At 64.6% G+C, this 21,061-nt stretch carries 26 protein-coding genes; 8 read left to right on the top strand and 18 right to left on the bottom strand.

Annotated features, from left to right (window positions below; genetic code table 11):
• Positions 1 to 120: 120 nt before the first annotated feature.
• Genes FJ956_RS20490 through FJ956_RS20480 form a run of 3 tightly spaced genes read right to left on the bottom strand, consistent with a single transcriptional unit; the run spans position 121 to position 3,754 of the window.
• Positions 121 to 1,257, bottom strand: a complete 1,137-nt coding sequence (locus FJ956_RS20490) for an alanine racemase (RefSeq protein ID WP_140678459.1) — start codon at positions 1,255 to 1,257, stop codon at positions 121 to 123.
• A complete protein-coding gene (locus tag FJ956_RS20485) occupies positions 1,254 to 2,555 on the bottom strand; it encodes a D-arabinono-1,4-lactone oxidase (RefSeq protein ID WP_140678461.1) in 1,302 nt (433 codons plus the stop codon). The genes FJ956_RS20490 and FJ956_RS20485 overlap by 4 nt, the downstream gene beginning before the upstream one ends.
• 14 nt (positions 2,556 to 2,569) lie before the next feature.
• Positions 2,570 to 3,754, bottom strand: coding sequence for an MFS transporter (locus FJ956_RS20480; RefSeq protein ID WP_140678463.1), 1,185 nt, complete (start codon positions 3,752 to 3,754; stop codon positions 2,570 to 2,572).
• A 119-nt stretch (positions 3,755 to 3,873) separates the two neighbouring features.
• Between FJ956_RS20480 and FJ956_RS20475 the strand changes: the two genes are divergently transcribed.
• On the top strand, positions 3,874 to 4,500 hold the full coding sequence (locus FJ956_RS20475) for a TetR/AcrR family transcriptional regulator (protein ID WP_140678465.1): 627 nt from the start codon (positions 3,874 to 3,876) through the stop codon (positions 4,498 to 4,500).
• Between the two features lie 225 nt (positions 4,501 to 4,725).
• On the opposite strand, the gene FJ956_RS20465 is transcribed toward FJ956_RS20475, so the two are convergent.
• Positions 4,726 to 5,625 (bottom strand): LysR family transcriptional regulator, encoded by a 900-nt coding sequence (locus FJ956_RS20465; protein ID WP_140678469.1) that lies wholly within the window; start codon positions 5,623 to 5,625, stop codon positions 4,726 to 4,728.
• Positions 5,626 to 5,731: 106 nt separating this feature from the next.
• On the opposite strand from FJ956_RS20465, the gene FJ956_RS20460 reads away from it, so the two are divergent.
• Positions 5,732 to 6,493, top strand: a complete 762-nt coding sequence (locus FJ956_RS20460; RefSeq protein ID WP_140678471.1) for an SDR family oxidoreductase — start codon at positions 5,732 to 5,734, stop codon at positions 6,491 to 6,493.
• Between the two features lie 78 nt (positions 6,494 to 6,571).
• On the opposite strand, the gene FJ956_RS20455 is transcribed toward FJ956_RS20460, so the two are convergent.
• Positions 6,572 to 7,423 carry a hypothetical protein gene (locus tag FJ956_RS20455; protein WP_140678473.1) on the bottom strand — a complete coding sequence of 284 codons (852 nt, stop codon included), beginning with the start codon at positions 7,421 to 7,423 and terminating at the stop codon, positions 6,572 to 6,574.
• Between the two features lie 76 nt (positions 7,424 to 7,499).
• On the opposite strand from FJ956_RS20455, the gene FJ956_RS20450 reads away from it, so the two are divergent.
• From FJ956_RS20450 to groL, 3 genes are all read left to right on the top strand, one after another.
• Entirely contained in the window at positions 7,500 to 8,300 is an 801-nt protein-coding gene (locus FJ956_RS20450; protein ID WP_140678475.1) for a class I SAM-dependent methyltransferase, read from the top strand.
• 226 nt (positions 8,301 to 8,526) lie between these two features.
• Positions 8,527 to 8,823, top strand: coding sequence for a co-chaperone GroES (gene groES, locus FJ956_RS20445; RefSeq protein WP_010915433.1), 297 nt, complete (start codon positions 8,527 to 8,529; stop codon positions 8,821 to 8,823).
• Between the two features lie 63 nt (positions 8,824 to 8,886).
• Positions 8,887 to 10,542 carry a chaperonin GroEL gene (gene groL / locus FJ956_RS20440; RefSeq protein ID WP_140678477.1) on the top strand — a complete coding sequence of 552 codons (1,656 nt, stop codon included), beginning with the start codon at positions 8,887 to 8,889 and terminating at the stop codon, positions 10,540 to 10,542.
• Between the two features lie 148 nt (positions 10,543 to 10,690).
• Here the strand turns inward: groL and FJ956_RS20435 are convergent, their stop codons facing one another.
• Positions 10,691 to 11,299, bottom strand: coding sequence for a TetR/AcrR family transcriptional regulator (locus FJ956_RS20435; RefSeq protein ID WP_140678479.1), 609 nt, complete (start codon positions 11,297 to 11,299; stop codon positions 10,691 to 10,693).
• 115 nt (positions 11,300 to 11,414) lie between these two features.
• On the opposite strand from FJ956_RS20435, the gene FJ956_RS20430 reads away from it, so the two are divergent.
• Complete coding sequence (locus FJ956_RS20430; protein WP_140678481.1) at positions 11,415 to 11,801, top strand: nuclear transport factor 2 family protein; 387 nt, start codon at positions 11,415 to 11,417, stop codon at positions 11,799 to 11,801.
• Here the strand turns inward: FJ956_RS20430 and FJ956_RS20425 are convergent.
• From FJ956_RS20425 to FJ956_RS20385, 10 genes are all read right to left on the bottom strand, one after another.
• Positions 11,798 to 12,196 (bottom strand): RidA family protein, encoded by a 399-nt coding sequence (locus FJ956_RS20425; protein WP_140678483.1) that lies wholly within the window; start codon positions 12,194 to 12,196, stop codon positions 11,798 to 11,800. The genes FJ956_RS20430 and FJ956_RS20425 overlap by 4 nt on opposite strands.
• Positions 12,197 to 12,319: 123 nt before the next feature.
• Positions 12,320 to 12,931, bottom strand: coding sequence for a LysE family translocator (locus FJ956_RS20420; RefSeq protein WP_140678485.1), 612 nt, complete (start codon positions 12,929 to 12,931; stop codon positions 12,320 to 12,322).
• 160 nt (positions 12,932 to 13,091) lie between these two features.
• On the bottom strand, positions 13,092 to 13,466 hold the full coding sequence (locus FJ956_RS20415; protein ID WP_140678645.1) for a YkgJ family cysteine cluster protein: 375 nt from the start codon (positions 13,464 to 13,466) through the stop codon (positions 13,092 to 13,094).
• 44 nt (positions 13,467 to 13,510) lie between these two features.
• Positions 13,511 to 13,669 carry a hypothetical protein gene (locus FJ956_RS30570; RefSeq protein WP_181170228.1) on the bottom strand — a complete coding sequence of 53 codons (159 nt, stop codon included), beginning with the start codon at positions 13,667 to 13,669 and terminating at the stop codon, positions 13,511 to 13,513.
• A gap of 1 nt (position 13,670) precedes the next feature.
• Positions 13,671 to 14,078 (bottom strand): hypothetical protein, encoded by a 408-nt coding sequence (locus FJ956_RS20410; RefSeq protein ID WP_140678487.1) that lies wholly within the window; start codon positions 14,076 to 14,078, stop codon positions 13,671 to 13,673.
• Positions 14,078 to 14,296 carry a hypothetical protein gene (locus FJ956_RS20405; protein ID WP_140678647.1) on the bottom strand — a complete coding sequence of 73 codons (219 nt, stop codon included), beginning with the start codon at positions 14,294 to 14,296 and terminating at the stop codon, positions 14,078 to 14,080. The genes FJ956_RS20410 and FJ956_RS20405 overlap by 1 nt, the downstream gene beginning before the upstream one ends.
• Positions 14,297 to 14,655: 359 nt before the next feature.
• Positions 14,656 to 14,985, bottom strand: coding sequence for a YciI family protein (locus FJ956_RS20400; RefSeq protein WP_140678489.1), 330 nt, complete (start codon positions 14,983 to 14,985; stop codon positions 14,656 to 14,658).
• Between the two features lie 9 nt (positions 14,986 to 14,994).
• On the bottom strand, positions 14,995 to 15,750 hold the full coding sequence (locus FJ956_RS20395) for an SDR family NAD(P)-dependent oxidoreductase (protein ID WP_140678491.1): 756 nt from the start codon (positions 15,748 to 15,750) through the stop codon (positions 14,995 to 14,997).
• Between the two features lie 104 nt (positions 15,751 to 15,854).
• A complete protein-coding gene (locus FJ956_RS20390) occupies positions 15,855 to 16,514 on the bottom strand; it encodes a glutathione S-transferase family protein (protein WP_140678493.1) in 660 nt (219 codons plus the stop codon).
• An 18-nt stretch (positions 16,515 to 16,532) separates the two neighbouring features.
• On the bottom strand, positions 16,533 to 17,936 hold the full coding sequence (locus tag FJ956_RS20385; RefSeq protein WP_140678649.1) for a patatin-like phospholipase family protein: 1,404 nt from the start codon (positions 17,934 to 17,936) through the stop codon (positions 16,533 to 16,535).
• Between the two features lie 219 nt (positions 17,937 to 18,155).
• Here FJ956_RS20385 and FJ956_RS20380 point away from each other — a divergent pair, with 219 nt between their 5' ends.
• A complete protein-coding gene (locus FJ956_RS20380; protein ID WP_140678495.1) occupies positions 18,156 to 18,335 on the top strand; it encodes a CsbD family protein in 180 nt (59 codons plus the stop codon).
• A 56-nt stretch (positions 18,336 to 18,391) separates the two neighbouring features.
• On the opposite strand, the gene FJ956_RS20375 is transcribed toward FJ956_RS20380, so the two are convergent.
• The gene (locus FJ956_RS20375; RefSeq protein ID WP_181170234.1) at positions 18,392 to 19,522 is read right to left on the bottom strand and encodes a metallophosphoesterase; all 1,131 of its coding nucleotides are present in this window, start codon (positions 19,520 to 19,522) and stop codon (positions 18,392 to 18,394) included.
• A gap of 155 nt (positions 19,523 to 19,677) precedes the next feature.
• Here FJ956_RS20375 and FJ956_RS20370 point away from each other — a divergent pair, with 155 nt between their 5' ends.
• Entirely contained in the window at positions 19,678 to 20,265 is a 588-nt protein-coding gene (locus FJ956_RS20370) for a hypothetical protein (RefSeq protein ID WP_140678499.1), read from the top strand.
• 49 nt (positions 20,266 to 20,314) lie between these two features.
• Here FJ956_RS20370 and FJ956_RS20365 read toward each other — a convergent pair whose 3' ends face one another.
• Entirely contained in the window at positions 20,315 to 20,974 is a 660-nt protein-coding gene (locus FJ956_RS20365) for a TetR/AcrR family transcriptional regulator (RefSeq protein ID WP_140678501.1), read from the bottom strand.
• Positions 20,975 to 21,061: the final 87 nt, after the last annotated feature.

The raw sequence follows: 21,061 nt of genomic DNA, 5'->3' as shown, positions 1-21,061 counted from the left end.
AGCAATCCCCGTTTGCTTTACAGCTGCAAAGACTTAGGACGGGCCGCCGCTCAGACCACGGTCATAACGTCTAGAATGACGAGATCGCGGAGCGGGCCTTAGTCGCGACCGCAGCTGCCCTCACCCCATCGGCAGCGCCGGCCAGAACTCCGCGATGCGCCCGCTGGCAAACACCGCAATCGCCCCGAAATGCTGCAGCACCGCCTCGCTCTGCGTCGGCCGCAGGAAGGCGTAGTCGCCGGGCTTCGCGGTCGCCCCGGCGGGCAGGCCCATGAACTGCTGGTTGGAGGACAGGCCGATCAGTCCGTTCGGCTTCATGCCTTCGGGAAACACCGGCTCGGCCATCCACTTGCCGCCATAGAGATAGCAGCCCTTGCGAGGGAAGAGGCCGAGCGCCCGCAACATGCGCGACACCGCCGGTGGACCGGGCAGCATCGGATCGAGCGCCTTGAGGATCGGTGTGGCGATGAAGGCCGCCGGCTGGAAGCCCTCCAGGCCCGGCGTGTCGAAATCCTTGGGCAGCACGAAGGCCGAGCCGATCGACACTTCGTTGGCGACGCCCGAGCCGTGCAGCAGCGCCGTCTTGGAGCCGCCGATGTTGAGGATGCGGCGCTGGTCCGGGTCGAGGGCGGCGGCGAACTCAGCGGCCTTGGCAGAGGCCCGCTTCAGCGCCTTGGGCGCACCGCCAAACAGGCCAGGTATCTCCGGCGCATGCGCCTCATAGGCCATGATGCCTTCGCAGCGCAGACCTTTTGGAATCGTGAGCGCGTTAATCTCGGCGGGACTGGAAAAACCGCCGCGATGCAGGCCGACGTCCACCTCGAAAGCGAAGCGCAATTCGGTGTCGAGCGCGGCAGCGAGCGCGCCATATTCCGCCAGCCGCTCCGGCGTATCGATCAGCCAGCAGACGCGCGACCACCAGCCGGCGCCGCCTCTCGTCAGCGCGGCCCTGGCGGCGCCCACCGGCATCGGCTTGCCATAGAGCAGGTCGCCTTCGGGAAACGCGTCGAGCACGGCCTGCGTCACCGGCGGATGGAAGGTCATGAAGCGGTTGGTTTCGAGTGCTCGCGCGATGTGCGAGAGCAGCGGCATGCAAGGCAGCGACTTGTCGACCAGTCGCACCGCCAAGTCCGGCGCCAGCCTCTGCTTCAGCAGCGCGATGTTGCCGTCCAGCCGGTCGCGGTCGAGCAGCAGGCAGGGTCGGAAAATCTCGGCGGCCCGCAATGCGTCGGACAGGGCAGCGAAATAGGCGCTCATCGTCGGATGCCAAAAGGACTGGGTTCGATGCCGAACAGGCCGGCCATGTAGGGCGACACGAAACGGTTTTTGGGGTCGATGTCGCGGCGCACCGCCATGGCGTCATCCCAGCGCGGATAGAGTTTTCTGAAGTCTGCCGCCTTCAGGCTGTGCATCTTTCCCCAATGCGGCCTGCCGCCATATTTGCGGAAGATGGGTTCGGCGGCGCGCATGAAGGGCAACGGGTCGTTGGCCGCGTCATGGTGGATGGCGATCGAGCAGGTCAGCCGTTTGTAGAAAGGCGAAAGCCAGAATTCGTCGGGCGCCACCGAGCGCACCTCCATCGGGAAATAGACTTCCGGGAAGCGCTTCTCCGTCAGCGCGATGATCTCGGCCAACGCTTTGGGACCTTCCTCGTAAGGCAGGTGGTACTCCATCTCGTTGAATTTGGTGCGACGCTCGCTGGCGTAGACGTTGAGCCAGTCCTGCACATAGTCTTCCGCCGGCACTTTCTTCACCGCCCCCCTGATCAGCGCGCGGCGAAGCGATGGCAGCCAGCGCAACGCGGTCCGCAGCTTGCGCAAAGTCGCCAGCCCTTCCTCGTCGTCTTCGGTCGGCCGCGCCGTTGGCGCCGCGTCGCTAAGATCGCTGGCGATGAACTGGGCATATCCGGCAAATGGAATGTAGTAGAACTCGGCCGAGCGATGCGCGGCCATCATCGTCTCGAAATCGCGCAGCATGTCGCCGACCGGCAGCACCCATTTGCGGCGGCGCAGCCGATAGGTCGCGACGTTGTTCATCGTCACTTCGGTCAGCACGCCGAAGCTGCCCAGCGCGACGCCGGTGGCGTGGATCATGTCGAGGTCGTCTGCTCGGCTGTACTCGCGCAGCTTGCCTTGCCCATCCACCAGTTGCAGCGCCTCGAGCTGCGTGTGATAGGCGCCGAGCGAGGAGCCCGAGCCGTGCGTTGCCGTGCCCAGCGCGCCGCCGATCGCCTGGCGGTCGATGTCGCCCATGTTGGGCAGACCCTGGCCGATGTCCTGCAGGATGTGCATCAGGGCGCCGAGCCGCGTGCCGGCCCTCACCCGCGCCCGGTTGTTCGCGGCATCGTGCGAGACCAGCCCCTCGATCTTCTCCAGCGAGACGATGCTGCCGTCGGACTGCACCAGCGGCGTGAAGGAATGGCCGGCGCCGGCGACGCGCAGCGGACCGGGCGCCGAGCGCACCAGCTCGGCCAGTTCCCCGGCATCGGCCGGGGTCGCCACCAATTGCGGGGAAGCCGTGACGAAGCCCGACCAGTTGCTCCAGGCGGTTGCCATCCTAATCCTCCCGCTCAGGCCTGGCCGCGCCGGCGCGCGACCAGCACGAAGACGCCGAGCAAAAGCACGCTCGCCAGAGCGGTGGCGGCGGCGAATTCGGACACGGGCCGGAAATTCGCGCCGTCGATCAGCAGCGAGGCGGCGATCGGGCCGATGGCGAGACCGAAGAGTTGCGCGGCCGGCACCAGCAATACGGCGTTGCGCGTCTCGTCGGCGGTGATGGCGAGGCGGATCTGATAAGGCACGATGAAAAGCAGGATGAAGCCCATCACCAGCGCCACGGCCCAGAACAGCGAAAGACCGGGACCGGACGCAAGCAGCACCGAGCTGATCGCCGCGACAATGCCAATGATCGTGATGGCGAAACGGTAGTCGATGCGCGCCTCGAAGATTGTCGCGGTCATGGCGCCGAGCACCTGCGCGGCAAGGCTTGCCGAAACCATCAAGCCGACGGTGCGGCCATCAATGCCGAACTGCGCGCCGATGGGCTCGAGAAAAGCCCAGACGGCGCCGAAGAACATGAAATAGCAAAAGATCGACAAGAGCGCGGTGATCGCCGGGACGGTCGCCACATTGGCGAACTGTTCTTCCTTGGGCAGGTCGGCATAGTCGTCCGGCACGGTCCAGGCCACGACCAGCGACAGCAGGCAGACGACGCCGAGCGCGATGAAGCCGCCGGCCGAGCCGGCTCGCGGCACGGCATAGAGCGCGAGGATCAGCGCCAGCGCGCACTGCGCCAAGGTCTGCAGCGTCACGAAATAGCCGCCGATGCGCTCGGCGCGACGCGAGCGGGCGATCAATTCGGTGGCGACCGCGACCAGCCCGCCCTCCGCCAAGCCGGCCAGCGTGCGCGCGCCGATCAGCGCATTGGGAGTACCGGCATAAGCCGTCCAGACATTGGCGAGCGCGAGCAGCACGAGCAGCACCGCGCTCTTCCAGCGCATGTTCCTGGCAGGGAGCAGCATCGCCACCACGCCCGAGCCGATGGCAATCGCGATCATCTCAGCGGTGGCGACCAGCGCGAGCTCGTCGCCGGTGACATGGCCCTCAGTGTAGAGCGCACCGAGCAACACCGGCTGCAGGCCGAGGATGAGCAGACCGACCGAGCCGATCCACAGCGCCGAGGCCAGTTGCAGGCCGGTCGGATTGCCGACAAGCCAGTCGTCATTTTCCGCCTGCGCGGCTTGCGATGCGGCCACGAGTGCTCTCCCTTGCAGCTCGATCGAAAAACTGACAAGTTGTCAGTATTTCACGAAACTGATACTTGATCATGTTTCTTGTCAACCACGAATTCGCGAGCTCCCACGGGATTTGGCGCATGACGCAGACAAGGCGAACGGCGACGGAACCGCGGCGCAGGCCGAAGCAGGAACGCAGCCGCGAGCGCATCGACGCGATCCTCGCCACCACCATGCGGCTGATCGGCGAAAAAGGCATCGACGCGGTGACGATGAAGGAAGTCGGCGCGCTGGCCGGCGGGCCGATCGCCACCGTCTATCACTACTTCCCCAGCAAGTCGGCGATCCTGGCAATGCTCTATGAGCGGTTTTCCGAGGAAAGCCGGGCGCGATTCGGCGCCATCATCGCCGAGATAGGCGGGCTGGGCGACGTGACCGCGGCGGCCGACCGCCTGCTCGACGACTATCATGCCCGCGTCGCCGCCGACCCGGCCATCCAGGACCTGCAGAACGCCATCCAGGCCGACAAGGCGCTGCAGCATCTCGACATCGCCGAGACGCGGCATCAGGCCAAGATGTTCTGCGACCATGTCGGTCCGATGATCGAGCCGGAGCGGCGCGAGGCATTCGGGCGCGTCGTGTTCCTCATCTTCCAGCTTGCCGGCGGCGTCGTGCGGCTGGCGCTGACGCAAGACAAGGAAGAAGGCCGGCGCACGATCGACGATTATCGTTCGATCATCCACACGCAGTTGCGGTTGTTTCTTTAGGTTTCGGCTTGCTGAAGAATGGGAACGTGGAGTTCCTTCGCGCCCCCCTCTGTCCTGCCGGACATCTCCCCCACTTGGGGGGAGATTGGCAGCCTCGCCGGCGGCGCCCTTTCTTCAACGCCGGCGATTGGCGAAAGCCGGCGTGACATCTGATCTCCCCCCTCGTGGGGGAGATGGCCGGCAGGCCAGAGGGGGGCGCTGTCCCGCCAGCATTGCGAAGAGCCCCTAAGACACATCCAGCTTCGGCCCCAGGATCTCCACCAGCCAGTCGACGAACACCCTTACCCTGGGCGACAATTGTCGGCTGCGCGGATAGAGCACCGAGATCGGCGTCGGCGTCGGCGGGTTGCCGGGCAGCACCTCGACCAACCGGCCGGCCTCGATGTCGGCGACGAAGCGGCGGCGCGGCGCCTGATAAAGGCCAAACCCCTGGCGCACCAGCGTGGCGGCGGTGTCGGAATTGGAGACCGTGACGCGCGATGGCAGCACGATCTCGCGGATCTTGCCGTCGACGGTGAACTCCAGCGGCATCACCTGGCCGGTGCGCGACGAGACGAAGCCGATCATCATATGCCCGGCGAGCTCGTCCAGGGTGCTCGGCAGGCCATGGCGCTCGATATAGGCGTCGCTGGCGAGCGTCGCCTCGCGCGCCATGCCGATGCGGCGCGCGATCATGTCGCTGTCGGGCAGCGTGCCGGCACGCACCACGCAGTCGACGCCCTCGCGCACCAGGTCGACGAAGCGATCGCCTTCGCCGATATGCACGCTGAGTCCGGGATGGCGCGCGAGCAGCGCCGGCAATTCCGGGATGACCAGGGTGCGGGCCAAATGGCCGTTGATGTCGATGCTGAGCCGCCCGCGCACCTCATGCGCGCCGAAGCTGCCCTCGGCCTCCTCGATGTCGGCGAGGATGCCGAGGCAGCGTTGGTAATAGGCCTCGCCATCGAGCGTCGTGGTGACGTGGCGCGTGGTGCGGCGGAGCAGTTGCACGCCGAGCCGCTCCTCAAGCTGCTTGATCGCGGCGGTGGCGCTGGAGCGCGGCAGGCCGAGATCGGCGGCAGCCGCGGTAAAGCTGTGGCGTTCCACGACGCGGGTGAAGAGCCGCATGCTGTCAAACCGATCCATCGCCGATTGTTCGCATATACTGAATAGTGTTGGCAATCCATGCCTGATTATATCAGGCAATCAGGCGAGTATATGCATCTCCATCCAAGAAGAAGGAGATTTCGTCATGACCACTCGTCCCATTGCCCTCATCACCGGCGGCAGCCGCGGCCTCGGCCGCAACACCGCGCTCCACCTCGCCCGCCGGGGTGTCGACGTCATCGTCACCTATCGCTCGCGCGCCGATGAGGCGAAGACGGGAATCGCCGAGATCGAGGCCGCCGGGGGCCGGGCCGCCGCGCTTGAGCTCGATACCGGCGCCATCGCCAGCTTCCCGGCTTTCGTCGAGGCGCTGAAGAAGACGCTTCACGAAACCTGGCAGCGCGACCGCTTCGACTATCTCGTCAACAATGCCGGCACCGGCCTGCGCAAGATGATTGCCGAGACGACGGAAGAGGAATTCGACACGCTGATGAACACCCATCTCAAGGGCGTGTTCTTCCTCACCCAGGCGCTGCTGCCGCTGATCGACGATGGCGGCCGCATCATCAACATCTCGAGCGGGCTGGCCCGTTTCGCCGCGCCCGGCTCGTCGGCCTACGCGATGATGAAGGGCGGCATCGAGGTGTTCACGCGCTACCTTGCCAAGGAGCTTGGCGCGCGCGGCATCACCGCCAACACGGTGGCGCCCGGCGCGATCGCCACCGACTTCAATGGCGGCCATGTGCGCGACAACGCCGAGATCAACCGCATGGTGGCCGGCGTCACCGCGCTCGGCCGCGCGGGCGTTGCCGAAGACATCGGCCCGATGATCGCCTCGCTGCTGTCGGACGACAATCGCTGGGTCAACGCCCAGCGCATCGAAGTCTCGGGCGGCATGAACATCTAACTTTTTGTTGGAGCATGATCTTTTCCGAAAACCGGTTCCCACTTTTTGCTACGCTGACCTTCGGTTCGGGATCATGCACTACGTGACCTGGCGGATCAGTCCTTCGAAGCCGTCGGCAAGGTTGGCATTGCCGGCGGCGATGAAGCTTGACAGGTTCCCGGCTCGCCCGGGCGTCTTGTTGGCGTCGAGCAGCACCGCCTTGCCCTCATGCATGACGAAATCGAACTTGCCGTAGTCGAAGCCGAGCCGGCGCCTTAGCGCGCGCAACTCGTCCGGAACCGGAACCGCCTCGCGGCGGATGGTGTCGTCGCCCTTGACGAGGCTCTGCGGCGAGACATGGCGGGTGCAGCGCTCGCGCTCGCCGCAGAACAGCCAGAAGCGGGCGGCAAAACCGTCCGGCTCCGGCTCGGGAATGAATTTCTCGACGACCAGTTCCTGGCGCTCGAAGACCTTGACGGGAACCTCGGCGAGCGAGGCATGGATCTCGTATTGGTCGAAAGGTTCGACGCCGGGAAACGGCTCCGGCCTGCCGGCGCGCCGCGCGCGCTGGTTCAACTGCCGTTCCGGCGTTCCCCTATGGTTGAGGCTGCTCTTGAGGATGACCTGTCCCTGCCAGTCGTCGCCTCGGCCAATCGCGGCGCCGCTGATGCGGCGTTTCGAAATGTCGGTGGCCCCGAGGTTGAGGCAGAAGGGAAAGCGCCGCGCATAATCGACATAGTCGGGCGGCGTCACGGTCACGTCGAGATGCAGCACCGCGATGTCCGCGGCCGGCTTCGCCGAGGTGCCTCTCAATATCTGGACCGAATGGCCGCGGCGCTTCAGCTCTTCCAGCAGGTCGAAGAGCATATATGGGCTATCGCGGCGCATCAGCAGTCCGCGACGGCTTTGGAAGCGGTCGAACTCGTGCGTGATCACCGCGATGCGCGCCATGCCGCCCCTCACTTGGCTTATCAAGCGTTGTCGATTATTCGATCGAATACAACGCGCTGCTGGGCTGGGGGTTTGCATGACCGAGCATTGGAATGCAATTCGTAAACATTGGCAGTTGCTCGGCTCACCTCTGCGGCCGCCGGCGGAGGTGGTCGAGACTTACGACCGCGAGCTCGACCTTTCCCGGTCGCATGTCGTCATGCTCGGCGTGACACCCGAGCTCGCCGGACTTGGCGCCACGATGACGTCGGTCGACGAGTCTCCCGACATGATTGCCGGTATCTGGCCAGGCGACACAGATACGCGCAAGGCGGTGCAAGGCGACTGGTTCGACCTGCCGTTTCCCGGCGCAAGCGTCGATGCGCTGATCGGCGATGGATGCCTCTCGGTCATCGGCGCCGCCGACCTCAGGCGCGCGCTGTTTGCGTCGATCGCGCGTGCCTTGAAAACAGTCGGCCGCGCCGGCATCAGGCTTTATGCTTCCCCCGGAACTCCAGACGACCCGAAGGATGTCCGCGCCCTGACGCTGAGCGGCGGCGTCTCGACCTTCCACGAGCTCAAATGGCGCGTGGCCATGACCGCCATCGGCGGAGTGCCTGATTACACGATACCGGTCAGGGGCATCCTCGAACAATTCGACAGGATGTTTCCCGACCGCGAGGAGCTGTCGGCTCGAACCGGATGGGAACTGCCGGTCATCGGAACCATCGACGTCTACCGGAACTCGCCGGCCATCTACAGTTTCGCGCCGGCGGCAGCCATCGTCGAAGAGGCCGAGGCGTATTTCGGCGATGTCGGCATTGCCTCGACCGGCACATACGGGCTCGCCGAACGCTGCCCGCTGCTGGTGCTGCGGTCGCCGAAGCGCCGGGACTAACGGACGAGATTGCTCGTCGGCGCCTCGCGACACCCGGCGCTTTTCGGGCTGGCGTTCCGCGTGAGAAAAATTTCGCGTCGCCGCCCCCTTGCGCGCGCCTTGACTCCGGCAAGGCGCCGGCCTATTTCAGCGCCACGTTAGCACTCTCCTTTGGTGAGTGCTAACTCATATCCGGCCTCGCCGGATGGAGGAACAGTTCTCACCGTTCTCATTCGAGGAAGAAAACATGGCAAAGTCCAAGTTCCGCCCGCTTCATGACCGCGTGGTCGTTCGCCGGGTCGAATCCGAATCCAAGACCGCCGGCGGGATCATCATCCCGGATACGGCCAAGGAGAAGCCGCAGGAAGGCGAGATCATCGCCGTCGGCTCCGGCGCCCGCGACGAAAGCGGCAAGCTCGTTCCGCTGGACGTCAAGGCCGGCGACCGCATCCTGTTCGGCAAGTGGTCGGGCACCGAAGTCAAGCTCAATGGCGAAGACCTTCTGATCATGAAGGAATCCGACATCATGGGTATCATCGGCTGATCATCGGCCTCACCTGAATCTTCATCTTCGGGCTCTTCCCGAGCCCCTGCCAGGAGCTAAAACATGGCTGCCAAAGACGTAAAATTCTCCCGCGATGCCCGTGAGCGCATGCTGCGCGGTGTCAACATCCTCGCCGACGCGGTGAAGGTCACCCTCGGCCCCAAGGGCCGCAACGTCGTCATCGACAAGTCGTTCGGCGCCCCGCGCATCACCAAGGACGGCGTCACCGTCGCCAAGGAGATCGAGCTCGAGGACAAGTTCGAGAACATGGGCGCCCAGATGGTCCGCGAAGTCGCTTCGAAGACCAACGACATCGCCGGCGATGGCACCACGACCGCAACCGTTCTGGCGCAGTCGATCGTCCAGGAAGGCCACAAGGCGGTTGCCGCCGGCATGAACCCGATGGACCTGAAGCGCGGCATCGACCTCGCCGTTGGCGACGTCGTCGCGACGCTGATCAAGAACGCCAAGAAGATCAAGACCTCGGAAGAAGTTGCCCAGGTCGGCACCATCGCCGGCAATGGCGATGCCTCGGTCGGCTCGATGATCGCCGAAGCGATGCAGAAGGTCGGCAATGAGGGCGTCATCACCGTCGAGGAGGCCAAGACCGCCGAGACCGAGCTCGAAGTCGTCGAAGGCATGCAGTTCGACCGCGGCTACCTGTCGCCCTACTTCGTCACCAACGCCGACAAGATGGTCGCCGATCTTGAGGACGCCTACATCCTTCTCCACGAGAAGAAGCTCTCCAACCTGCAGGCCATGCTGCCGATCCTCGAGGCTGTCGTGCAGACCTCGAAGCCGCTGGTCATCATCTCGGAAGATGTCGAAGGCGAGGCTCTGGCCACGCTGGTCGTCAACAAGCTGCGTGGCGGCCTGAAGATCGCCGCCGTCAAGGCGCCGGGCTTCGGTGACCGCCGTAAGGCCATGCTGGAAGACATCGCCATCCTCACCGGCGGCCAGGTCATTTCCGAAGACCTCGGCATCAAGCTCGAGAATGTCGGCCTCAACATGCTCGGCCGCGCCAAGAAGGTGTCGATCTCCAAGGAGAACACCACCATCGTCGACGGCGCCGGCAAGAAGGCCGAGATCCAGGGCCGCGTTGCCCAGATCAAGCAGCAGATCGAGGAGACCACCTCGGACTACGACAAGGAGAAGCTGCAGGAACGTCTCGCGAAGCTGGCCGGCGGCGTTGCCGTGATCCGCGTCGGCGGTGCGACCGAGATCGAAGTCAAAGAAAAGAAGGACCGCGTCGATGACGCCCTCAACGCGACCCGCGCGGCCGTCGAAGAAGGCATCGTTCCCGGCGGCGGCGTCGCGCTTCTGCGCGCTTCGCTGAGCATCAAGGCAACCGGCGCCAACTCCGACCAGACCGCTGGCATCAACATCGTTCGTCGCGCCCTGCAGGCTCCGGCCCGTCAGATCGCGTCCAACGCCGGTGCGGAAGCATCGATCGTTGCCGGCAAGATCCTTGAGAACAAGGGCGCGACCTTCGGCTACAACGCCCAGACCGGCGAATATGGCGACATGATCGCCATGGGTATCGTCGATCCGGTCAAGGTCGTGCGCACGGCTCTCCAGGACGCGGCCTCGGTCGCCGGCCTGCTGGTCACCACCGAAGCCATGATCGCCGAGGCTCCGAAGAAGGAGTCGGCTGGCGGCGGCATGCCCGGCGGCATGGGCGGCGGCGGCATGGGTGGCATGGGCGGCATGGACTTCTAAGAAGTCCATAAAGCACGCCCATCAACTAACATTGCTCAAGCCCGCAAGCGGGCTTGAGTGGCGGCATGGACTTCTAAGAAGTCCAATCCATCCCAGATATGGAAAGGGCGCCGAAAGGCGCCCTTTTTGTTTGCGAAGCATCCACCTTTCAGGCCGTAGCGTCCGCCTGCTGCCCCACCTTGCCCGCAAGCACCGCCTGCTCGACGAGCGCGGCGACCTCGTCGGCCACCGCCTGGACCGGCGTGCGGTCGCGGGTGGCGCGGGCGATCACCATCAGGCCTTCGAGCGAAGATTCGACCAGCAAGGCCAGTGCCTGCGCGCGCCGCTCCGGCACCCCTGCCCTGACGAATGCCTGGCGCAGCAGCCCGATCCACTGCTCAAAGGCCGAGCGGCAGATTTCAACCAGGTCCGGCACATCGTTCGGCGCGTCGAGCACCACCGGCGCCACCGGACAGCCGAGCGAGAATTCGTTCTCCTCTAGCATGCGTGCCACCGACTGATAGATGTGGTGCACGGCAACGGCAGGATCGCTTTCCTCCGAAAGCGCGGCGCCCAGACGCTCCGTCACATCGGCGACGCTGGCGCGCGTCACCTCGATGACCAGTTGGTCCTTGCCGCCGGGGAAATGGAAATAGAGGGAGCCGCGGGGTGCTGCGCTGGCGCTCAAAATGTCGTTCAGCGACGTGCCGTGATAGCCGCGCTGCCGGATGAGCCGCCCGGTCGCCTCGATCATGCGGGTGCGTGTGTCCGTCGCCACGTCGACCTCTCGAATGTCAACCTCTGTCAGGAGTGCGCATTATAAGACTTGCCCCAAATATGACAATCGGTCTACATAATATGTAAATCGGTCTACATATTAGGAGGAAAATCCAATGACCCAGGAATTGATCATCGACATCGACACGGCCAAGCGCTCCGCCGAAACGGCGGAAATCATGCGGCGCTACAACGACGTCTTCCAGCGCCACGACCCGTCCGCACTGAACGAATTGGTGGCACAGGACTGCGTGATCGAGAACACGACGCCGGCGCCGGATGGCGCCCGCCGCACCGGCAAGGCCGCCTGCGTCGAATTGTGGTCGGCGATCGCCACCGGACCCGGCACGCGGTTCGACATCGAAGAGACGTTCGTCGCCGGCGACCGCGCCACGATCCGCTGGCGCTTCTGGATGGCCGACGGCAGGTCGCTGCGCGGCGTCAACCTGATGCGTGTCGCCGATGGCCAAATCGTCGAGGCGATGGGCTATGTGAAAGGTTAAGCGTCGACCACCGCAACCGCATCGACCTCGATCAGATATCCAGGCGACAGGCTGGCTACTCCCAACACGACGTTGGCCGGCTTGTGGTCCCCGAACAGGGTGACGCGGGCCGCGTCGATGATCGGGTAATGGTCATTGAGCCGGTAGCCGACGACGTAGATCATGATCTTCGCCACGTCGTTGGGACGGGCGCCTGCGGCGGCAATAGCCCGACCGAGATTGGCGAACACCTGGCGCGTTTGAGCCGTGAAATCGCCTTCGCCGACGAGCTTGCCGTTTAGGTCTTCAGATTCCTGGCCGGCGATAAATATCAGCCTGGTACCCTTCGCCACGACGACTTGGCTGTATGTGTCGGGCCTGGGTAGATCCTGGGGATTGATGCATTCAAGCGTCATTGCGACCGCCTTTCTTACTCGGATTTCCGGCCTTATTCGGATTTCTGGATCTCTCGAGCCTCATCAACCCAAAGCTCCCCCGAGGCTCGACCATGGGCTATGTAGAGGGCTGGCGCTCAAGGGCTACCGATCGGCAAGCGCCAGCTTGGCGCCGAGCATGACGAAGGCGGCGGCAAAGCTGCGGCGCATCCAGGTCAGCACTTTCGGCCGCGACACGATGTGGCTGCGCACCGACGCCGCGAACACACCATAGATGGCGAAGACGACGAAGGTCATCAGCATGAAGACGCCGGAGAGCTCCAGCATCTTGGGCAGCGCATGCGGCTCGTTGGTGCTGACGAATTGCGGCAGGAACGCGAAGAAGAAGATCGATAGTTTCGGGTTGAGGATGTTGACCAGGACGCCGGAGGTGATGGTCCTGGCAGTCGAGCGCGGCGCTGCGTCCTCGTCGATGCTGAGGCCGCCTTTTTCCTTCAACGTGTTCCAGGCCATGTAGAGCAGATAGGCGACGCCGAGATATTTCAGCGTCTCGAAGGCGACGGCGCTTGTATGCAGCACCGCTGCGAGGCCGGTGATCGCGGCCGCCATATGCGGGATGATGCCCAGCGTGCAGGCGAAAGCGGCGATAATTGAAGCGCGCGCGCCGCGCGAGAGGCCGGCGCTCAGCGTGTAAAGGACGCCGGTGCCCGGCGAGGCCACGATGATCAGCGACGTCAACAGGAATTCGATGCTCATGGATTTCCTCCGCAGCCTTGCCCGGCGGGAAGGTACCGGGAGGAATGGGTGTCGGCAAGCGGCGGAGAGCTTGATCTCCCCCATGTGGGGAAGATGGTCGGCAGGCCAGAGGGGGCGCGAAGGAACGCGTCGCAAAGCCAAGCAATTGGCTTCGCGTCCGCTACGCGGACCAGTCCTCAACCCCCACAAGGGGGGAGATAGGCAGTTCGAGCCCATGCGCCGCCCTCGCCATCAGGCAGTCGTCGCCGCCGGGCATGCAGGCGCGGCAGACGTCGGGGCGCAGCTCGTAGATGCCGCAGGCCGTGTGCTTACCCACCTCGCCGGTGAGCGCCGAGCACCGCACGCCTTCGCAACGCATGCCGGAGAGGTCGACCGATACAAATTTTTCCGGAATGCGGTCGAGCTGCTCGTCCTCCTCGGTCGAAAAACGCGGCCAGTCGGCCGAATAGGAACAGCAGGCACCGCAGCTCTGGCAATCGAACACGGCGACCGCGCCGGCATCCTCGTCGACAGACGCAAAGGACTGACCGGGCAGCCCGAGCGGCCCGGCTGTGCGACCGGCGTCCTGCGGCAAGGGCGCTACTTCTTCCTGATCTTGCGCGCCGGCGCTTCGGCCGGCGACTTGAACAGATCGGTCGCAACCTCTGCGGACGCATCCGGCTTCGCCGCCGGCTTGGCTGGCTTGGCAGTGGCGGACGGAGCTGCCGGCTGGTCCTTGGTGGAGAATTTTATGGCCATGTCAGTCCTCGTCAGAAAAGCGCGATGATGGCGCATTCGGGTTGCGCAAGCGGCCGATCAGCGCCGAGACCGCCGTGATGTTCATTTCCTCGGGCGACCAGTTCGCGGCTGCCTCGATGTGGTGCGGCGCCAGCTCACGATGCGTGCTGCCGCTGTAGGCAGCATCCTGATGCGTCGTCCGCTCGCGGGTCTTGGCGTCTTCCCGCACATATTCGATCAGATAATTCGGCGCTTCGGCCCGGCCTCGTACGCCGACCCGCACCTGGGCATCGCCATGGGCGCGCTTGCAGCGTTCCAGCTTTTCCAGCACGCGGCGAACATATTCGACCGGCTTGTCAAGGGTTTCGACCATGTCGGCGATGGTCGCATCGGCGGCGATCGGCGTTGATGGCACGCGCTTGGTGGCCATCAGCGTTTGCCCGCACGCTTGGGCGCGACAGCGGCTGCCGCGCTCTCTTCGGCTTCCTTTTCCAGGCGCAGTTCGCGAAGCCGCGCGGTCTTGGCCTCGCGGGCCTGGTTGACCGCATCCTGTTCGGAGATGATGCGGCCGAGCGACATCGACTGGGTCCGAGTCTTGCTGAAAAGCGATTCAGCCTGACCGCCTTGTGGCTTCAAGTCGGTTTGTATCTTGGAAGTGAGGGACAAAATATTCACCTGGTCTGGAGCATTCAATTTTCTGGGGCGGTGCTTAGCACATCCAAATCGACCTGCGGCGCACAATTCACTGACCGAAACCGAAAAAGGGGCAGGCAACGACCTGACCCTCGTCTCGCTGTCTATCGGCGCCGGTACCTCCGTGGCCACCGGCAAGGCTGAATTCGGTTCTAGAGTGCCGGATTCCAAATAAATTGCGATGGGCGGGAACCATTTCGGCATCCGCGCATTGGGGTACGGTCAGCAGTTCAGGGAGAAATCTCGGAAAGGTTGACAAAAAGAACGCCTCCCGCGCCATAAAACGCGCGAGGGGCGTTCTTTTTGTGTGCCACCTACATGATCACGCTCAACATCGGCAGGATTTCATAGCGGAAGCCGAGGCCCGATCTCGACACCGGGTCGCCATCGGTCACGGGCCTCGCCTCGGCTTCGCTGCCGGCACGCAGGATCAGCAGCCCCCACGGGCCGGCCGGATCGGCGACCGGACCAGCCATGATCATGACACCTTCGCGCAGCTTCTCGCGGAGATAGTCGGCATGCCGGCCCATCAGTACCTTTTCCTCCTCCGTCACGGTGAAGGCGAAATCCGGCCACGGCGGGATCAACCGGCAATGGAAGATTTTTGACGCCGCCGCTTCACCCGGAGCTTCATTGCTGGCCATCGGTCCTGATCACCGTTCCTGGTCGGTCGGACGGATAAGTATCTCGTTGACGTTGACCCTTGGCGGCTGGCTGACGGCATAGAAAATGGCGTTCGCGATATCCTCGGCGGTCAGTGCTTCCATCGTGGCGAGACGGTGTTCGAGTCCGGCTTTCAATTCCGCGTTGGTGATGTGATCGCCGAGTTCGGTGCGCACCAGGCCTGGCTCGATGACGGTGACGCGCACCTTGTCGGCAAAGACCTCCCGGCGCAGCGACTCCGAGAAGGCCACCACGCCGAATTTGGTCGCCGCGTAACCGGTCGCGCCCGGATTGGCCACGCGGCCGGCCACCGAGGAGACATTGACGATATGGCCCTTTGAAGCCTTCAGGTGCGGCAGCGCCGCCTTGGTCGTCGCCATCAGGCCGATCAGGTTGAGCTCGATCATCTGGCGCCAGTCGTCGAGATCGGCTTCAGCCGCGGGGGCAAGCAGCATGACGCCGGCATTGTTGACGAGGATGTCGAGCCGTCCCCATTCGGATACGACCTTGTCGACCATCGCGACAATGTCGCCGGCCTTGGCAATGTCGGCTTCGATCGCGAGTGCCTCGCCGCCCGCCTGTTCGATGCGGGCAACCAGTGCCTCGAGGCGATCGGCACGACGGGCGGCGACCGCGACTTTCGCGCCGGACGCGGCAAGAGCTGCGGCGGTAGCCTCGCCGATGCCGGACGAGGCGCCAGTGACGAGCGCAACCTTGCCCGTGGGTGTTGAATTTGCGGATGTCATGAGAAATCTCCAGGAGCCCGGCCCGCTCCTTCACATAGGCCGCGCCGCCAAGGCTTGAAGTCCCCCATCAGAGCAGTTGACGCAATTTGCCGACCCGGTCGCGATCAATCCTGTTCGTGCGGTCCGGGCTCCGGCCAGGGCTCCTTCGCCGCTTCCGCATACCAGTGACGCATCGCGGGAGTCGCCAACACCGCATCGACATAGGCGCGGGTGACGGGCGCCAGCTCACCGCCATAAGTGTCGAAGCGCGTCACCACCGGCGCATACATGGCGTCGGCCGCGGTGAAATGGCCGAACAGGAAGGGACCGCCCTGGCCATATTGCTCGCGGCACCGACGCCAGATCGCTTCGATCCTCGCCCGCTGCGCCTCGCCCTCGGCATCGAGCGGCTTGTGGGATTTCGGCCGGCGCAGATTCATCGGCCAGCCGTAGCGCACCTCGCGGAAGCCGGAATGCATCTCGGTCGCCACCGAGCGCGCCAGTTGACGGGCGCCGAGGTCTTCCGGCCAGAGCTTTTTCCCGGGATAGAGGTCAGCAAGATATTCAAGGATGGCAAGCGTTTCCCAGACGATCCTGCCCTTATGATTCAAAACCGGCACCAGGCCGGTCGGCGACACCTTGGCGAGGTTGGCTGCCGTCTGCGGCGTGCGCAGCCGCACGAAGCCCTCCTCGAAAGGGATCTCCAAGTGCTTCATCGCCACCCATGGCCTGAGCGACCAGGAGGAAAAGCACTTGTTGCCGATATAGAGGGTGAATTCCGCCAAGACCGTCTCCTGATGATGTCAATCCGCTTCGGCCGTCGTGATCGCCGACGGCCTGACGCCGGCGCGGCCCTGGATGGCGGCGACCGCCGCTTTTATGTCGGGGTTGACCTCCAGCGCCTTGCGGCCGGCCTCGATCGCCAGATCGACTTGCTCCACCGGCAGCCTCAGCCTGGTTGGAATTTCGTTGAGCTTCCCCTGCATCGCCGGGTCGACATCGGCGAAAGACAGGTACTGGACCACAAGGCGGACGTCGCGGCAGTTCCAGCCGGCAGCCGAACCGCGATAGGCGGAAACGGTGGAGGCCGGCAACCCGCAGCGATAGCGCACCAGTTCGCCCTTCCACTGCGAGACGGCGAGCTTCAGCGCATCGAATTCGTCGCGCACGGAGGCGGCCAGCGTGGTGCTGGTCACGGCGTCCAAGAGCTCGGAAGCCTTTGGTCCATGCAGGGATTTCGCCCAGCTCACGTCGCTGTCGCTGCCGGCATCGACGACGATGAAAATCAGCGTCGTCAGGCGCACCGCGGCCGAGGGCGACAGCGGCCCGTAAGGCGTACCCGCGGCGGAGCGCTCAAGCGTGAAGCCGGTGACGCCGATATTGTCGGTCAGGCCGCCATCGAGCAGCTTCACGTAGTCGAGCGGATCGGCATTCTGGTAGGAATCGAGCGCGCTGGCGTAGGCCTTGAGCCGCAGCGACGCGTTGCGGTCGGCCAGCGCCTCACTCAGCCATTGCGGCCTGCGGTAACCACAATGGGGACTGGTCGCCGAGACCACGATCGGCGCGAAGACGATCGGCACGGCGGCCGATGCCGCGACCGCGTCGGCGATCCGCACCTTGTCGAGGTCGCTGCACAGGGCGGCGAAGGTGTCGTAGGTGAAGAGGAACGGCGTGCGATTGTAGATGTCTGAAGCGTTGATCCAGACGATCGGCCCCTTCGGCCTGTGTAGGGCCTTGAAGGTCGCCCCGTCGAACAGATGGTCGTTCAGCCATCTAGCGAAACCGCTGCGGTCGTTGACCCCGCCATAATAGGCGCGGACGAAGTTGACCGGCGAGAACGATGTCCTGAGGTCGGCCTCAGCATTCTGGGTCAGGAAGCGTCCGCGAAAATCCCGGTAACCGTCCCTGCCCTTGTAGCCGAAATAGGCGGCGGCGACGGCGCCTCCCGAGGCGCCCGAAATCATCCTGATGTCGTCGACCAGCGTGCGGCGTTTGGGCCGTTCGTCGATGACGACGTCGTCGAGCGCCTGCAACACGCCGTAGGAGAAAGCAGCGGCGCGGGTGCCGCCGCCGGAGAACGCCAGCCCGACGACGGTCGAGCCGTCATCGGCTGGATCGGGGATGTAGGTGGGCGAAGGGTGGCCGACTTCCCTGGCCAGCGTGTTGATCGGTCCGACATCGTCGGCGACGCAGCCGGCAACGACCATCAAGACTGCGACAAAGGCCACACGAAAACGCAAACCCGCTTCCCCCTCGGCTGCCCTCTCCCGCAGCCGCGGCGAACCCTAACCGCATTGCCTTGTCCGATGCAACCGCACCGCGAAAGAGATCGCCGCGGCCTGGAACCCAAACCGCTCCAGCACGTTGTCAGACCCGGATGCGGGTTCTCGTGTCCAGCTTCCTATCCAGACCCAGGAGATGCGCGCATGGTGAACAGGGATCAGGTCGCCGGTCTTGCCAAGCAAATGAAGGGTTCGGTCAAGCAGGCGGCCGGCAAGGCCACCGGCAACCGGCGGACCCAGGTCGAAGGCGCTGCCGACAAGCTCGCCGGCAAGGTGCAGAAGGCCTATGGCGACGTGAAGGACAAGGTCAAAAGGGCGTTCTGACCTCTCAGCCGCCTGCCTTGACGACAGGACATGGAGGCCGCCGCGAGGCGGCCTTTTCATGTCTGGAATTGCTTGGCAAAGGCGTTGGTGAAGACGATCTCGCCATGGTCGCCGGCCGCTTCGCCCAGCACCACGTCCATGTTGTCGGCCGTCACGCGCGCCAGCGCGAAGCCGCCCATATAGGCCGCCTTCGGCTTGATGAGATCGAGGCCGTCGCGCTGGTAGATCATCGGCACTTGGTGCTGGTGGCCGTGGAAGACGGCAATCACATTGTAGCCCTTGATCGCGGCCAGCAGCGCCTGGCGGTCGGCCTCGCCCCACCAGTGCGGACGGCCGGAGCCGTCGTCATCATAGGTGCGTTTCACCGGATCCCAGCGCTCGGTCGAGAAAGTGTCCCAGCCATAGTGCTGGAACAGGACGACTGGCCGGCCGTCGCCGGCATAGGTGGCGAGGTCCTGCTTCAGCCAGGGCAGGCTGCTTGGCGCGCCATGGCCGGTGTCGCCGGCGAAGCGGTGTGTCTGGATAAGATGCAGCCCGCCCCAGTCCCAGGAATAGCAGTCGGTATCGACGTCATATTCGGTCGCCGGCACCGGCGGCTTGAAGAACACGCCGGGGCGATGGTTGACCTCGACATAGTCGCGCAGCTCGCGGCGATACCAATCGACATGCGGCGGCGAACCGTTCTGGTCGAGATCGTGGTTGCCCAGCCCGACATAGACCGGAATGTGGACGCGGTCCGGCCCGACGCCTTCCTGATAGCGCTGAGAGAACTGCAGAAGCTGCGTGCCTTCGCTGGGCTCGGTGACCTGGCCGCCGCCATCGTCGGTGATGTCGCCGCCGGTAACGAGGCCGAGCGGCGTGCCGATGCGGGTGCCGGCCGAATGCAGGCCGGTGGAAACGCCGTCGATCTCGGCCGGCCACCTCTTGTCCGCAATCGCGTTCAGGGCCGCGACGTTGCGCAAAAGCGCTGCATCGGTCTTGCCTTCCTGCAGGCAATGAGGGCTGAGCCCGCCCGCCATGCGGCAGGCATGGATATCGGCGATGAAGAGGAAGGTGGCGTCGATCGGCTGGATGCGCTTTCCGGTCTGGCCGAAGGCCGCGCGCGGAAAGACGCCGGCGGCAGCGAGGCCGCCCAACCGAGCCATGAAGATGCGGCGCGAAACGGTTGCTGGCGAAGAGCGATTCATCGTCACCCGATTAAACATCCTCGAACCGCCTCGTCCAGTTCAATGCCCGGCCAGCGCGCTGGAGACTTTTCATGCCAAGGCATGAAACGCTCTTGGGTCGACAGCGCGGCGGGGGTCTGTCATTGCTTTGGAACATGCATCCAGGGGAGGAAGGCATGAAAACCCTTATAACCGGTATGGCGTTGGCCATGCTCGCCGGCGCCGCGCAGGCCGCGGACTGCGTCGACGCCAAATCCGCAAAAGCCGGCTTCGTGCTCGAAAAGCCGGGCATAAGCAGCGAATTCCGGCCGGCGCCGGGCGGCATGGTCGCGGTCGCCAACACGTATGAATCGGACTCGCCACAGACGCAGTATCTCTATGCCGGGCTGATCGAAGTGTTCCGCGACAGCGACACCGGACGGCTGTCGATGATCCCGCTCGGCGACTTGAAGAAGCTGTTCCCGTTGAAGGCTGGCGCCAAGAGCAAGACCGAATTCGTGCGGCTGTCTTCGAAGAAGGCGCCGAAGGGCACCGAGACGCTGGCTCTGGCCGTCAAGGGCAAGGACAGCTACAAGCTCGGCGACTGCAAATACAACGTGCTCGTGGTCGGCGAAACGATCACCGGCGATAACGGCAATGTCATCGACACCTTCACCGCGCTCTACTCGCCCGAACTGCAGGCGGTGCTGGCACGGCGGTATGATGAGGGGACGAGCGCGCAGAGCGAGGTGGGATTCGAGACGATCAAGCCGTTGAAGGAGTGAGGCGCAATTGTCAAACGACGCGATCCTTCACGCCTGTGCCCCGACGGCATCAACCGATCATCCGCCGCGGCAACACGCGACGCCGCCGCTTTGCCGTCAACCCGCTCTGCGATGGCTCGAAACTTTCCAGCGCCCTCAAGCACTCCCGCAGCACCCCTGCATCCTGCGACGTCTTGGCCATCGACATGGCGCCGGAATAAGCAGCCACCGCAAGCGCGGCGAAGCGGTCGGGATCGATCCTGCCCTCCCCGCCGTCCAGCCGGTCGGCCCGTATCTTGTCGGCGATCGCCCTTCGCCAGCCGGCGAAGATCCTGGCAAGCGCCAGGCGGAATTCATCGTCGGCCAGCGACAGCTCGTGCGCGAGGTTGTTGAGCGGGCAGCCGCGCACATAGCCCTGTTGCTCAAGCTCCGCAGCCACCGCCTCGAACACGGCCCGCACGCCTTCGCGAGCCGATGACGCCGCCAGCACCGGGTCGATCCAGGTCTCCTGGACCGCCGTCGCCACCCGTTCCTCGATCACCGCCAGCGCCAGCGCCTTCTTGGTCGGGAAATGGTGGTGCAGGGCGCCGCCGGTGACGCCGGCCGCAGCCATCAGGTCGCTGAGGCTCGAGGCGTGATAGCCGCGCGCCTGGAAGGAGTCTTCCGCCACGTCGAGGACGCGCCGGCGCATGCCTTCCGGGTCGTTGGTGCGCTTCTTGCGCGGGGCCATGGCGATCTCCCCTTCTCCGCTTGTTGGAGAGTTACCTGAACAAAGTGAGCCCGGATAAGGGTGCTCCCGGGAAAGCCAGCGTCTCAC

The sequence above is a fragment of the Mesorhizobium sp. B2-4-3 genome, assembly GCF_006442815.1.
In the GTDB taxonomy this organism is placed as follows: domain Bacteria; phylum Pseudomonadota; class Alphaproteobacteria; order Rhizobiales; family Rhizobiaceae; genus Mesorhizobium.
The sequence above is the reverse complement of the archived record's forward strand: the minus strand, read 5'-3'. Positions and strand labels throughout refer to the sequence as shown.